This window comes from Chryseobacterium sp. IHB B 17019 (genome assembly GCF_001456155.1).
Lineage (GTDB): Bacteria > Bacteroidota > Bacteroidia > Flavobacteriales > Weeksellaceae > Chryseobacterium.
Genome location: NZ_CP013293.1, coordinates 668,900 through 681,944, shown reverse-complemented (window position 1 = coordinate 681,944; position 13,045 = coordinate 668,900). Strand labels below are relative to the sequence as shown.

Below are 13,045 nucleotides of genomic sequence, written 5' to 3'. Positions count from 1 at the left end.
CGTGTATTTTTTACAATTATTTGAGCGAAGATCTAAAAATTATCAGATAATCCTTATTTCCGATATGAATTTGGGTAATTTTTTAAAGTTTTTGAAAGTCTAAAAAAGTTCTACGGTTTTTATCTAATATACACCCCTCATATTGAGGTCTCATTACCTTTTTCTTATAAACACAATATATTCTCAAAAAAATTTAAGAATTGCCTAAATTAATTTAGTCTCGAAAGTGTTGAAAAAGGAATATTTTGTAAAAGAAAATGAATACTGTAAGAAAGTGGCTTATTCAGAGTAAACCGGAGTGATAGTCACTTCTTTCCGGTTTTTTTCGTGTAAATCATTGTTATTATCAAATTATCCAACAGCCGTATCTGTTTCCATATTGAATGTATAGCATATGAAGGGAAGTCTAAAAAGTAGATCTCAATATTTAAATTAATTAAAAAAAATGCTTTGAATTAGGTATGAAAAAATAAAATTTCTATGTGAATTAACTTTTAAGAAAATATTCGTTATAATTCCCGAGGAAATCTACTTCTGCATCCAGTGCCTTCAATTCTTCCAGGGCGTTTTGATGCAAGACAGGCTCCCATTTTCCTACAATATTGATGAAGAAAAAGTAATTTCCAAGTCTGGTTTTCAATGTTCTGGATTCTATTTTGCTCAAATTCATTTTTCGCCATGCAAAAACCGATAAAACCTGATGCAAGCCTCCCGCGTGATCTTCGGGAAGGGTAATAAGCATTGCAGATTTTTCACCCAGCACCTCTAATTTTTCATTACAATAAACATCCTTTTTTTTAGAGATTATAATAAATCTTGTATGATTTTGTTCAAAATCCTGAATATTTTCATGGATAATTTTCAATCCATACAAATTCGCAGCAAACTGATTGGCAGCTGCCGCCAAATTTCTTTCGGGATTTTCTGAAACATGTTTTGCTGCTGCCGCAGTAGAAGAAAAATCTTGTTTCTGAACATTCTTAAAATGCTTATTCAAAAAATGAAAACTTTGCGCCAAAGCCTGTGGATGAGAGTAAATTTTTTCGAGGTTTTTTACATCACAATTGGGATGAACCATCAAATGATGGGCAATCGGCATTACTGCTTCTGCTTCAATTTTAATTTCCGGGGTTTTGTATAAATAATCCAGCGTCATAGAAACCGTTCCCTCAATAGAATTTTCCAAAGGAACAACTGCTTTTTCTACTTCTCCGTTTTCTACGGCATTAAAGCAGTCTAGAATGTTCGCTTGTGGTAAAAGGTCCTCCTCAGGGAAAAGCTGGGCTGCTGCGAGTTCTGTGAAACTGGCTTCAGGGCCCAAAAATGCGATCTTCATTATGTATTTATATTTTTATTAATTTAAATATAAAGAAAAAAAAGTGAGTCTAGTTCAAATAATCTACACGTTGATGACTTGTATACAATTTATTCATCTCACCTTTGCTTTTTCCTTCATAATTGCAAAATAAGAAGTAGTAAATGCCGATAAACTTTTGTAGCCAATCATCAAGGCAATCTGACTCAATGTGTACTGCCCTGTGTTGATTAGCTCAATACTTTTTAAAATTCTTATTAGCTGCATGTATTTTTGGATGGTTATTCCCGTTTCTTTTTTAAAAATCCTTTGCAGGCTTCTTACTGACATGAGTGCTATTTCTGCCAGTATTTCAGTATCTAATTGATTATGAAAATTCTTGTTAATGTAGTTGCAAACTGATATCAGTCGCTGATCAGCAGGAACAGGAATATGCAGCCCCTCTTTTTCTTTGCAAAAATAAGGCAAGCTGTATAAAAGGGCATTCATAAAATACCTCTGTTCTTCATCTTCTTCAAGCAATTGACTCCATTTTGCTGCGTATTTAAGCATTTCACTTAATACTGGAGGAGCCGAAAAAACGTGTACATCATTAAAAAAATTATTATCAAAAACTGATTTAAACAATACCACCATCAGATTAACGGTGCTTGCTTCTGATTCGGTATGATGTTTTTTACCTGAAGGAATCCAAATAAGGTGGTTTTGTGGAACGAGATAAATCGTATTTTCAATATGAAAATATTGATATCCATCTTCAACATACGTAAGCTGATAACGTTGATGTACGTGGTCATGATTATCATGCTTCCAATCTTTTTCGTACCATACATAGGCATCAATTGTAGTATGGTCATCGAATTGACCTTTTTTCTTTTCAATAAGTCCGCATTTCATGTGGCGTTCTATGTGATAATTTTGGCAAATTTAATAATAATACATCATTTAAATTTGTAATACATTAAAAGTTATATCATGAAAAAATTTAATGCCTTTTTTTCGGGTCTGCTATTAACCCTTACAATGAGTTCTATGACTGCACAGCAGAAAACAAACATTCTGGTCCTTATTCATTCTGATGAAGGCGGAACATATGAAATGGCTAAAGAAATAGCTAAGGGAATAGAAAGCAATGGAACCTCGAAAGCATTTATAAAAAAAGTCACAATCAATGACAACCCAAAATTAAAAAGTATACCGGTTGCTTCCGTTAATGAAATGACCTCTTATGATGGTATTGCCTTTGGATCTCCTGTCTACTTTGGAAATATAAGCACATCAATGAGTGAATTTATATCAAAAACGACTGCCATATGGTCACAGCATGGTCTAGAAGGCATGCCTGCAACGGTATTTATGTCGGCAGGCAGTGGTGCCGGGAGAGAGTTGGCGCTTCAGTCATTTTGGAATATGCTGGCAGTTCACGGAATGATTTTGGTTTCTAACGGAATTAGAGGGTATGAAAATATTGACAAAACTATTCCGCAAGGAAATACAGTTCTCGGTACTACAAGTTTAGCATCATTAAAAAATATAGAAAGACCAACCCCGGATGAACGTTATTTAGCTGAACTGCAAGGAAAAAACTTTGCAAAAGTAGCGACAGCCCTGCAAGGTACGTTTCAAAAAAACAAAGTGGTACAAGCTACTCGTGATAAAAAAGAGGAAGATATCAATACAGTATTGCATCAGAAGAATATTAAACTTCCAGAAGTTCCCAAACCTGCAGGAAATTATCAGCCGTTTGTCCGTTCGGGAAATTTAGTATTTATTAATCAATATGCATTAAAAGACGGAAAGATTCAAAATCCCGGTAAAGTAGGCAGAGATATTACCGAAGAACAGGCAAAAGAAGCCACCAGAACTACAATGCTTAATATTTTATCTGTTTTGAACCAAGCTGTTGGAGGCGACTTGAATAAAGTAAAACGGTGTGTACAGCTTACAGGAATTTTTAATACAACGGAAAATTATTCAAAACACGCTGAACTTATGAATGCAGCTTCCGATCTTGCAGCAGATGTTTTCGGAGAAAAAGGCAAGCATGCCAGAGCTACTCTTGGAGCATATTCCATCCCTGGAAACTCTTCAGTTGAAATACAAGCCATTTTTGAAATAGAATAAATTATCCTTTTTGATTAATATCTGTTATCTGGGTTCTTTTACTTAATGTAGTCTTTATTTATAATTTAATTAGGTAATAAAAAAAGAGATTTTTGTTATAAATCTCTTTTTTTATTAGACTTAAAAAGTTTCTACAATAGGAACTCAAAACATCAAATTGGACTACCAATTTCAGCATGTCTTTTTGTTAGCTCTATCTTTAAGATTAAGGATATTTCGCTTTAGGATAAGTGATATATCCTTTTTCCTCTCCTGAGTAATACGTATCTCTGTCGCTTTCTGATAAAGACAAATTATTTATAAAACGTTCAACCAAATCAGGATTTGCAATAAAAGGCTCACCGAAAGATACTAAATCCGCATTACCCTCTTTTAGGATTGCATTGGCACTTTCTTTAGAAAAACCTAAGTTAGCCAAGATTCTGCCACTGTAATTATTGCGAAAATGAGCGAAATAATTTTCCTGCAATTCCTCTACAGGAGTTCCTGATAAGTCTTCTGATGGTCCTACGATATGCACAAAAGCCAAATTGTAGTGATCCAGTCTATTCAATATATATTTGAATAAAGCAATTGTTTCTTCGTCCGGCTTCACGATTCCAACATTGCTTAACATCACAGGAGAAAATTTTATGGCAACACGGGTATTACCCCAAACTTCTATGATGGCATCTAATATTTCAAAGACAATGCGGGAACGATTTTCAATACTTCCGCCATATTCATCAGTTCGCTTATTGGTGGCCGTACTAAGAAATTGAGGGATGAGCATGCCCGCTATTGCATGCACCTCTACCCCGTCAAAACCAGCGTCCTTTGCATTTTGAGCAGCTTGCTTATAGTCCTGTATGGTTTTGTGAATTTCAACAACTGTCATTTCATGTGGGGTTACAGTATTTTTAAAACCTTCCGGAGTAAAAGATTGTGATTGTATATTAACTGCTGATGGCCCAACAGGAAGTTCTCCGTTCTGCAGATCGGGATGTGCTCCTGCACCAATGTGTCCTAATTGCGAAAAAATCAACCCTCCATTATCATGAACAGCTTTGGTTATGGTTTTCCATCCTTCCACTTGCTCTTGGGTATAAATGCCCGGAACATTAATAAAACCTATAGACTGCGGATTCACCCAGGTACCCTCTGATAAAATCAGTCCGGCAGAAGCCCGCTGTGCGTAATATTCCGCCATCATCGCTGTAGGTACCAAGCCCGGATTAGTAGCCCTGGCGCGAGTCAGTGAAGCCATTACTACTCTATTTTTTAATTGTAAATCTCCTAATTGATATTCCTCTAAAAGAGGTTGCGATGTATTTTTCATTGTTGTTTATTTTAAATTTTAACCTTGACAAAGTTCATCCAATAACAACAAAAGCACAATATAGGAGAAATTAATACTATAGGGATAAATTTATCCCTATGCATCTTTTGGTAATATGATGTATTTTTGTCTAAATTTCACTTTTATGTACGAAAGAAAAATTCCTCTTACTATTGATTGTGGTCTACACTTAACTAGAGAAATACTCAACGGCAAATGGAAGCCGGCATTACTTAATGCAATCTCTATGGGTGTAAAGCGGCCAAGTGAAATCTTAAGAATACTACCGGAGGCTACACGCCGTGTTTTAAATGTACAACTGAAAGAACTTGAAGATCACGGAATGATAAAAAAGAAAGTTTATCCACAATTACCTCCGAAAGTAGAATATTCACTTACCGAGATTGGTTGGTCATTGATGCCCATTATTGATGCTATGAATGTTTGGGGAGATAAAAACCGGGATTTTTTAGAGAAAGTGATCGCTCAAAATCCGAAAATTAAGGAAATATCAAAGTCTCCTTGTGATCTTATTCAAGTAAACAAGGAAAGGGTGTGAATTTGAAGTACTTTTTACTCAGTACAAAGTGTTTTTAAATGATATTGTATTAAAATAATCGTTTTTTGAGACTGCTCTTTAATTGAATATTATTAATTCGAAATATAAAAGAAAAAAAGATCGTGATCTGAATTAATTATACTTTCAAGTTCATCTATTATAGTGGAAGTTTTATTACAGATCTGGATATTATGGTTTTTAATTTACTATAACTCTAATTTTTCAAACATCATTCTCTAGATCTTCCTCTGTAACGGCAGATCCTTGAATTTTCTTCATAATCAAAATTCTTAGCCTATCCTCATGATGATCTGCCCATTGACCTAAAACTCCTATTACAGGAATTAAACTCTCACCAAACTCTGTAAGTGAATATTCTACTTTTGGTGGAACAACCGGATAAATAATCTTTGAAATAAGTTCATGTTCCTCCAATTCTTTCAGCTGAATATTCAAAACCCTTCGTGAAGCATCGGGTATCTTACGCTGCAATTCACTCGGCCTTTTATGACCTTGATTAATAAACCAAAGCAAACGTATCTTCCATTTGCCGTAAAGCACTTCACCTATCAGGTCAAGACCGCAATTCAAGTTGGGTATTATTTTTCTCTCATACATATTGCAAAATTAAACCTATGTTCCGATTTGCACAATAGGGGAAAAATTTATCCCTATATGAATCGTAATTCCGTACTTGTGACAACTGTTTTTATACCCCAATTTTGTCCTATAAATAATTCTCAAAATGGAACAATTCAATTTCAACAATGAGTTATCGGGCAAGATAGCATTGGTAACAGGAGGTACAAAAGGAGCCGGAAAAGCAATTGCAGAAAGACTGCTACAAGCGGGAGCAACGGTTATTATTACCGCAAGGAACGCACCGGAAAAGGAAAACAGCAATCTGCATTTCATCTCTTCAGATCTAAGCAAGGCAGAAGGAACACAAAAAGTAATCAGCGAAGTGCTTTCGTCTTATGGTAGACTGGATATTCTTGTGAATAACCTTGGTTCCTCATCAACACCAGCCGGCGGCTTTACCGCATTGTCAGATGAAGATTGGGAATCAACCTTACAGGCTAATCTGCTTGCTCCTGTTCGACTGGACAGAGGCTTTTTACCGCAAATGATAGATCGAAAAAGTGGTGTTATTATTCATATCGCTTCAATACAGGGCAAATTACCGCTGTACGATTCTACTCTGCCGTATGCCGCTGCAAAAGCAGGATTGATCAATTACAGTAAAAGCTTATCAAATGAAGTCACACCAAAAGGTGTTCGTGTTCTGACGGTCTCGCCAGGCTGGATCAGGACAGAAAATGTTAAAGTATGGTTGGAAACAATTGCCCAAAATTCAAATATTTCTATCGAGGAAGCTCAACAAGGTGTTGTGGATGCACTTGGCGGAGTACCTTTTGGAAGACCTGCCGAACCGGAAGAAGTAGCTGAATTAGTAGGATTTCTTGTCTCTCCAAGAGCCAATTATTTAACAGGAACTGAGTTTGTAATTGACGGTGGAACTGTACCCACTATTTAATAACCTTAAAAAAAAAATAAAAAATGAATTTACCTAAAGTAGTATCAGAATTAGTAAGAACACAAAATAACTTTGACAGTGTTGCTTACGCAAATTGTTTTTCCGAAACAGCCGTAGTTTATGATGAAGGCAAAACGCACAATGGAAGAAAAGAAATAGAACATTGGATTGCGGATGCCAACGAGCGATACAAAGCTACAATGCAGCCAGTAAGCTTTGAAGAAAAAGGAACGGAAATCATTTTAAAAGCAGAAGCTTCAGGAAAATTTGATGGAAGCCCTATTGTATTGAGTTATCATTTAGAAATAGCTGATGAATTGATACAATCCTTGAAAATTACCGGATAAGTGGGAATGGCTAAAATTAGCCATTCTTTTTTTTGAAAAACTTTTTAATATTTCTTTCAAAACCTCATCCTTAGCCCAGTGTTGAATCGATTTATTAGTTTAATAAACTTTCTAAAGGTATTCCCGTTGTCTGTCATTATTCAATAAAGTAAGTACCGCTTTGATAATTTGATATATCAAGTTTAATACTGGTCTTATTGACTTTTTCTTCTTTCAGCTTTCTTCCAAAAAAGCACCGCTTTTTAGCGGTGCTTAAATTCCATCTGTGCTGTTAGAATACTATAAATTAGCCTGTGTTTAATTATTGTTTTTTATATTTACTTTACTCTGAAGAAATCCGTTACTTTTTTTAGGGAATAATCACAAATTTCCCAGATAGGTCCAAATTACTTCCTGTTCTTTAATGCGATGGGTGGCATTGCATACATTATTACCACCTAACCCCCAGGTAAATCCTGAACTATTTTCTCCCTGAGCTAAATAAATCACCCCGGAAGTTGTTATCTTTCTATCCTGATATCCTGCAGCTCCCCGAAAATTGTAACTGAAAATACCGGATGGAGTAATTAATAAGGGTAAAAATTCTACTTGGAAATATTGGACAATACGTGCTGTAAATTTATAGAATCCGGCACGGTCTGCTGTAATACTTCCGTTTGTTGCCAAATTATCCAGTATATTAAGCCTAAACGTATCTGTTGCCAGGGTTGTACATGTTGAGGAAGTGGTTTTTCTTCCTTTTGCGTACAATAAAGGCAGATTAACCGTATTGGCTGCCAATTTATAGTCCATCAATGCCTGCCATGCTGCACCGTCATATAAATAAATCAAATCTTTATAAACCCTGCCCGTTCCGGTTCCTGAGTCTGAAAGATTATATATAAGCAGTCCCTTTACAGGATTTGCGATCGTAGTAATATCTGTGGTTGAGGTAAGGGAAACCCGTGGAAGCAGTAATGCCTTATCCAGTGAGGATAGTTCTAAAATAGAAGACGCATGAGGCGAAGGAGTTCCTATTCCTACTTGCCCCGGAATAGCTATTAATGCAAAAACCGCTAGTAAAAAAAATATCTTTTTTTTCATTGTAATCTTATTATTTATTGTCCTATGTATTGCCAAACAACCTGCTCTTCTCCTATTAAATCTTGTGCCACGCAAGTTCCTCCCAAATACCATTGAAATGGCTCTGAAGTCTGTCCCTGTGTTAAATATACCGACCCTGTAAATACGGTATTCTGCCACGCTCTTGTCGTGGAAGTACCTTCCCGGAACCCGTAAGTAAGCATCCCCGGAAGCAAAAAGGGATTGTAGGCCAATTGCAGCATGTACTGTTTAATACTGACACTCCAGATATAATATCCAGTTTTATGGGCTATAATGGAGCCATTAGCATTAATGGTCGTTTTAATATTTTTAAGAGTTGTCAGAGCAAAGTTGCCCATAGTAGTGCCTGTACAAGTGGTATTGGCGGTTTTTCTTCCTACAGCTACCAATTCTGGATATAAGCTTCCTGAAGCGATTTCCCCTTCTTCTACCATTTCATCCCAACTTGTCCCATTGAATTTATACAGCCGTCCTTCATATATTGCATTCTCTCCACTGCCGGAGTTCTGGGAGGCCAGAGCCAACATACCTTTGAAAGGACTGGCAACCGTTGTTACATCAGTCTTCGAGATCAATGGCACTCTGGTAATTAAGAACCCTTTTTTTGCGGAAGACATTTCCAGAGCGGATGATGGAGCAGGAGTAGCCGTACCTATACCAATCTGACTCTTTAAGCCTGTGGTGAAAAGAAAAGGACATAGTATTAAAAATACTCTTCTCATAATTCTTATGTTGTTATTAGTTAAAGTTTATAAAGGATTCCCCAAATATTCCCAAATTACTTCCTGTTCCAGAATTCGGCCGTCTGACGGACAGCTATTATTTCCCAGGTTCCACCGGAAACCTTGGGTAGTTGCTCCCTGAGCTAAATAGATCACTCCTAGAATGGATGCACGCTGGTTTCCAATTCCTGCTCCTCTATACAAATAAGAATAAGTAGCCAAATTCGGGGCATGGATATAAGGGCTTTGATCAAAAACCTGACCGGGAGCCGGATACATTAGTTGGGTCATCTTCACCGAAAACATATAATAGCCAGGTTGAGGAGCCGTAAATCCTCCCGTTGTAGTTATTAAAGCAGTATTGCTTCTCTGGTTGAGGTTAAATGGTGCAGTGGTAATCCCAACACATCCTTCTACCGTAGTTTTTCTTCCTACGGCAACAATTCTGGGGATTTCATTGGAGATAAACTTTTCTCTCGTGGTAAGTGCTTTCCATATGGTGCCATCAAACTTATACAAAGTGTCTCTCTGTATCGCAGTGATACCTGTTCCGGAATCCTGAGTGGCATATACCATAAGCCCTTTTGCAGGATTGGGAACGGTTGTTATATCTGTTGTCGAGGTTAAGGCTACCCGTGGCAACAGTAATCCTTTATTCGAAGAATTCAGATCCAGTAATGCTGAAGGATGGGGAGTGGCAGTGTTTATTCCTACTTGCGCTTGTACTGTAATTCCCAACAGCATAGCGACGTAAAAAAGTAATTGGATTTTCATCTTGTATTATAATAGTTATTTTAGATTGAATTACTGTCGATAATTAATATACAATTCACATATCTCAAGTAAGAATTGATAATTAATTAACTTTGATTTTACCATTTGTAACAGTCAAAATCTTTTCACAAATTTATATCCTCCTCACCGTCTTTGGAAATAAAAACCATGCAACATTCTTTGCTACCATGTAGAAGTTATTCTATCATTTTTTAGAATATATTTGCAAAAAATCAGAAAAACACATTTAATAATTTTTGTATGAAGAGGTGGGTGCTCATGTTTATTTTAATCATTTTTCAAATCCAAGCCCAAAATACATCCTCATGGTTTACAATGGATAATGGTCTCCCTCAAAACAGCATTAAGGATATTGTCAAGGATAAATACGGATTCATCTGGCTTTCTACAGACAACGGAATTGTAAGATATGACGGCGCCGGCTTCCAGACCTATTCCAAACTACCCATTGACAATTTTCATTTCGGAGGCTTTTACGGAAATATTCACAGTGACAGTATCTTTCTTTATAATGATTACGAAGAGAACAAGATTCTAATCAATAAAAGAACCCCGAAAATCATACAAAAGAAGTATCCTGATTATACCGGTAAAGTATTTTACTGGTCGGGCCGGATATTGGAAAGGCCAAAGAACAAAAAAATAGAAGCAGAACTTCAATATCTTATCAAAACAGGAAATGATAAATACCATATCTACCGAGGAAAGGTCTTCTATACTGATAAAAAAGGAGAGAAAAAAAGAATCTGTACATTGCCCAAAGCAAATAGGTATAATATCTTTATTTCTAACAATATGCTTTTTATCATAGATTCTAAAAACAGGGAAACTCGCCGGATTTTTAGGGAAAGTGTTATCACGGATAAAACTCCTACTCTATTTAATGACCCTAATACAAAAATATATTGGCAACAGCTTACAGACCAGACTTTCATTATTCATAATGATGATATCTACCTGGTGAGCTATCATAAAAATGAGCTTAAACTTCACTTTGTAACCCGGTACGAAAATTTCGCCAATTACCGATTCGGATGTATGTATTATGATGCAAAGTACAACAGGCTCTATCTTGGAAGCTCCATTAAGGGACTGAATATTGTTCAATTAACACAATTTCATACAGCCCGGAAGAACTTGCCGTATGTTGATGATGTTAGCTATGCCTCTTTGCCCTTTAGTGACAATACTATTATTGATGCACTGGGTTATCAGTATACTAAATACGGAGCCATTAAAGAACATAAGTTTGGTTCCAACGAAAAATACTATATGTTATATGATAATGATAGAAATATAATGTATAAGCGTAAAAACATGATTTTAAGAAGACATAAGTCTTCAGGCTATGTCACTGCAGACAGTATTTTATTTAAAGGAAAAACCTCCAACGGTGTTTTCAGAAGCTTCGGCCTGTACGGTATTTCTGAAACGGATTTTATTAATTCTTCTTTACATCTCTTTTCAGACAGCAATTTAAAAAAAGCGGCATTCAGTTTTAAGTATCAAGGTATTATCAATAATTTTATTAAATATAACAATCATGATCTTTTAGTAGGTTCCACTCATGGCCTTTATTTAACATCTTTAGATACGAGGAAAACAGTACTCATAAAAAGATTCAACGTAAAAAACATCGTTAAAACCAGAGACGGAAATATATGGATTACAACTAATAAGGAAGGTATTTTTTTGCTGAAACAAAAAAAATTATTCAAAATACCTCTGGATGAGCAGCATTATCTTGAATCAGCACATGACATTCTTGATGATCCGTTCGGATATTATTGGATATCTTCCAATAATGGACTGTTCAAAGTATCCCGGCAACAGCTCCTGAGATCTTTTGAGAATAATAACTCCCCGGTTATCTATTATCGGTTTACAAAAAAGGACGGTTTATTAACCAATGAGTTTAACGGCGGTTCTGTACCCAATGCTCATTTGCTCCCCAACAAAGAAATGGTTTTTCCTTCGATGGAAGGATTTGTTTTCTTCGATCCGGCGAAAGTCCGTACTTATTACCCTGAAAAAAACACCATCTTTATAGAGCGCGTGAAAATAGGCAGAGAAGCCATTACTCCTTTTCATCAACATATCAATCTGGAAAATGATTATAAATCGGCAGACATATTCATCGATCTTCCTTATTATGCGGATTCTTCCAATCTTAAAATTGAAGCTAAAATAGATTATCAGGACCGGAAATGGGAGAAAATTGAAGCCGGAAATCAGAGAAAATATACTCTACGGAATCTTGGTCCCGGAAAATACACATTGCACATCAGAGTTTTGATATCACCCAACGGCGAATATCAATATCAAACCGTAACGTTTGAAATTAAACCTCTTTTTTACCAAACCAGGTTTTTTAAAATTGTATTGTTTTTATTTTTGTCTTTAATAGTGATACTTATTATCCTCAATACGACAAAATTTATCAGGAAAATGAATAAAGTCCTAAAGAAAAAAGTATCTAATATGAGCCTGGAACTGCAGGAGACATCACAAGATCTGGAAAACGCAAAAAAAAGCATACAGAAGGAATCTGAATATCAAAACAAATTTTTAGAGGCAGTAAATCACGATCTGACAACACCTATCCGGTTTATTGCAATGCTGGCAGAAAAATTAAACGAAGAAAAAGATAGCGAGGTTCAAAAAGAATATTTTGAAGGAATCCATCAAACTTCTGAAGAATTGTATAAATTTACATTAACACTGAAGGAATACAATAAATTATATGCCACCAACATCGTATTTGAAGAAACAGGATTTTCACTGAACGAAATATTTGAATCCAAACAGAGGCTTTTCGATATAATAGCAAAGAAAAAGAATAACCAAATTGAAATTCGTAGTCAAAATGATATTTTGTGCTTCATCAATAAAGGCATCATCGCTTGTATTATTCATAACATCATTGACAATGCCGTTAAATATTCCAACGACAGTATCATTACCCTTTTTGCCAAGCAGAATGGGGAAAGAATTTCATTACAAATAGCAGATACCGGAAATGGAATGACAGATGAACAGCTTCTCTACTATAATGCTATTTACCGGAATACAGATGATAAAAAAACACCATTCAAAGATTCCGGTTTCGGCCTTCATATGGTCATCCAGCTTATCAAGAAGATTAATGCTGAAATAAAATTTACAAAAAATACTCCTACAGGAACTATTGTTGAAATAAGCTTAAAAAATAAAAACTAATTGAT

12 protein-coding genes are annotated in these 13,045 nt (G+C 35.7%); 5 read left to right on the top strand and 7 right to left on the bottom strand.

Translation table 11 applies throughout. The features are described 5' to 3' along the window. Nucleotides 1-487 precede the first annotated feature (487 nt). Both pheA and ATE47_RS03150 read right to left on the bottom strand, forming a co-directional pair. Nucleotides 488-1,336, bottom strand: a complete 849-nt coding sequence (pheA, locus tag ATE47_RS03155) for a prephenate dehydratase (protein WP_062160590.1) — start codon at nucleotides 1,334-1,336, stop codon at nucleotides 488-490. 93 nt (nucleotides 1,337-1,429) lie between these two features. After that, complete coding sequence (locus ATE47_RS03150) at nucleotides 1,430-2,212, bottom strand: helix-turn-helix domain-containing protein (protein ID WP_062160589.1); 783 nt, start codon at nucleotides 2,210-2,212, stop codon at nucleotides 1,430-1,432. A 78-nt stretch (nucleotides 2,213-2,290) separates the two neighbouring features. On the opposite strand from ATE47_RS03150, the gene ATE47_RS03145 reads away from it, so the two are divergent. Then, a complete protein-coding gene (locus ATE47_RS03145; RefSeq protein WP_062160588.1) occupies nucleotides 2,291-3,439 on the top strand; it encodes an NAD(P)H:quinone oxidoreductase in 1,149 nt (382 codons plus the stop codon). Between the two features lie 205 nt (nucleotides 3,440-3,644). On the opposite strand, the gene ATE47_RS03140 is transcribed toward ATE47_RS03145, so the two are convergent. Next, nucleotides 3,645-4,757 carry an alkene reductase gene (locus ATE47_RS03140; protein WP_062160587.1) on the bottom strand — a complete coding sequence of 371 codons (1,113 nt, stop codon included), beginning with the start codon at nucleotides 4,755-4,757 and terminating at the stop codon, nucleotides 3,645-3,647. A gap of 145 nt (nucleotides 4,758-4,902) precedes the next feature. On the opposite strand from ATE47_RS03140, the gene ATE47_RS03135 reads away from it, so the two are divergent. Then, nucleotides 4,903-5,316 (top strand): winged helix-turn-helix transcriptional regulator, encoded by a 414-nt coding sequence (locus ATE47_RS03135; RefSeq protein WP_062160586.1) that lies wholly within the window; start codon nucleotides 4,903-4,905, stop codon nucleotides 5,314-5,316. Nucleotides 5,317-5,538: 222 nt separating this feature from the next. On the opposite strand, the gene ATE47_RS03130 is transcribed toward ATE47_RS03135, so the two are convergent. After that, entirely contained in the window at nucleotides 5,539-5,907 is a 369-nt protein-coding gene (locus tag ATE47_RS03130) for a winged helix-turn-helix transcriptional regulator (RefSeq protein WP_228376313.1), read from the bottom strand. A gap of 154 nt (nucleotides 5,908-6,061) precedes the next feature. Between ATE47_RS03130 and ATE47_RS03125 the strand changes: the two genes are divergently transcribed. Together ATE47_RS03125 and ATE47_RS03120 are read left to right on the top strand one after the other, a co-directional pair. After that, entirely contained in the window at nucleotides 6,062-6,853 is a 792-nt protein-coding gene (locus tag ATE47_RS03125; protein WP_062160584.1) for an SDR family oxidoreductase, read from the top strand. 23 nt (nucleotides 6,854-6,876) lie between these two features. Continuing rightward, complete coding sequence (locus tag ATE47_RS03120; protein WP_062160583.1) at nucleotides 6,877-7,200, top strand: hypothetical protein; 324 nt, start codon at nucleotides 6,877-6,879, stop codon at nucleotides 7,198-7,200. A gap of 360 nt (nucleotides 7,201-7,560) precedes the next feature. On the opposite strand, the gene ATE47_RS03115 is transcribed toward ATE47_RS03120, so the two are convergent. Genes ATE47_RS03115 through ATE47_RS03105 form a run of 3 tightly spaced genes read right to left on the bottom strand, consistent with a single transcriptional unit; the run spans nucleotide 7,561 to nucleotide 9,800 of the window. Beyond that, nucleotides 7,561-8,283 (bottom strand): hypothetical protein, encoded by a 723-nt coding sequence (locus ATE47_RS03115; RefSeq protein WP_062160582.1) that lies wholly within the window; start codon nucleotides 8,281-8,283, stop codon nucleotides 7,561-7,563. Nucleotides 8,284-8,297: 14 nt separating this feature from the next. Next, a complete protein-coding gene (locus ATE47_RS03110) occupies nucleotides 8,298-9,026 on the bottom strand; it encodes a hypothetical protein (protein ID WP_062160581.1) in 729 nt (242 codons plus the stop codon). Between the two features lie 27 nt (nucleotides 9,027-9,053). Then, entirely contained in the window at nucleotides 9,054-9,800 is a 747-nt protein-coding gene (locus ATE47_RS03105) for a hypothetical protein (protein ID WP_150114765.1), read from the bottom strand. A 336-nt stretch (nucleotides 9,801-10,136) separates the two neighbouring features. On the opposite strand from ATE47_RS03105, the gene ATE47_RS03100 reads away from it, so the two are divergent. Continuing rightward, entirely contained in the window at nucleotides 10,137-13,040 is a 2,904-nt protein-coding gene (locus tag ATE47_RS03100) for a sensor histidine kinase (RefSeq protein WP_228376312.1), read from the top strand. The last annotated feature ends 5 nt before the right edge of the window (nucleotides 13,041-13,045 follow it).

What these genes read in the sequence shown, in the direction of transcription:
- pheA (WP_062160590.1), bottom strand. Translation starts at nt 1,336, where the DNA reads ATGAAGATCGCATTTTTGGGCCCTGAAGCCAGTTTCACAGAACTCGCA.
- ATE47_RS03150 (WP_062160589.1), bottom strand. Translation starts at nt 2,212, where the DNA reads ATGAAATGCGGACTTATTGAAAAGAAAAAAGGTCAATTCGATGACCAT.
- ATE47_RS03145 (WP_062160588.1), top strand. Translation starts at nt 2,291, where the DNA reads ATGAAAAAATTTAATGCCTTTTTTTCGGGTCTGCTATTAACCCTTACA.
- ATE47_RS03140 (WP_062160587.1), bottom strand. Translation starts at nt 4,757, where the DNA reads ATGAAAAATACATCGCAACCTCTTTTAGAGGAATATCAATTAGGAGAT.
- ATE47_RS03135 (WP_062160586.1), top strand. Translation starts at nt 4,903, where the DNA reads ATGTACGAAAGAAAAATTCCTCTTACTATTGATTGTGGTCTACACTTA.
- ATE47_RS03125 (WP_062160584.1), top strand. Translation starts at nt 6,062, where the DNA reads ATGGAACAATTCAATTTCAACAATGAGTTATCGGGCAAGATAGCATTG.
- ATE47_RS03120 (WP_062160583.1), top strand. Translation starts at nt 6,877, where the DNA reads ATGAATTTACCTAAAGTAGTATCAGAATTAGTAAGAACACAAAATAAC.
- ATE47_RS03115 (WP_062160582.1), bottom strand. Translation starts at nt 8,283, where the DNA reads ATGAAAAAAAAGATATTTTTTTTACTAGCGGTTTTTGCATTAATAGCT.
- ATE47_RS03110 (WP_062160581.1), bottom strand. Translation starts at nt 9,026, where the DNA reads ATGAGAAGAGTATTTTTAATACTATGTCCTTTTCTTTTCACCACAGGC.
- ATE47_RS03105 (WP_150114765.1), bottom strand. Translation starts at nt 9,800, where the DNA reads ATGAAAATCCAATTACTTTTTTACGTCGCTATGCTGTTGGGAATTACA.
- ATE47_RS03100 (WP_228376312.1), top strand. Translation starts at nt 10,137, where the DNA reads ATGGATAATGGTCTCCCTCAAAACAGCATTAAGGATATTGTCAAGGAT.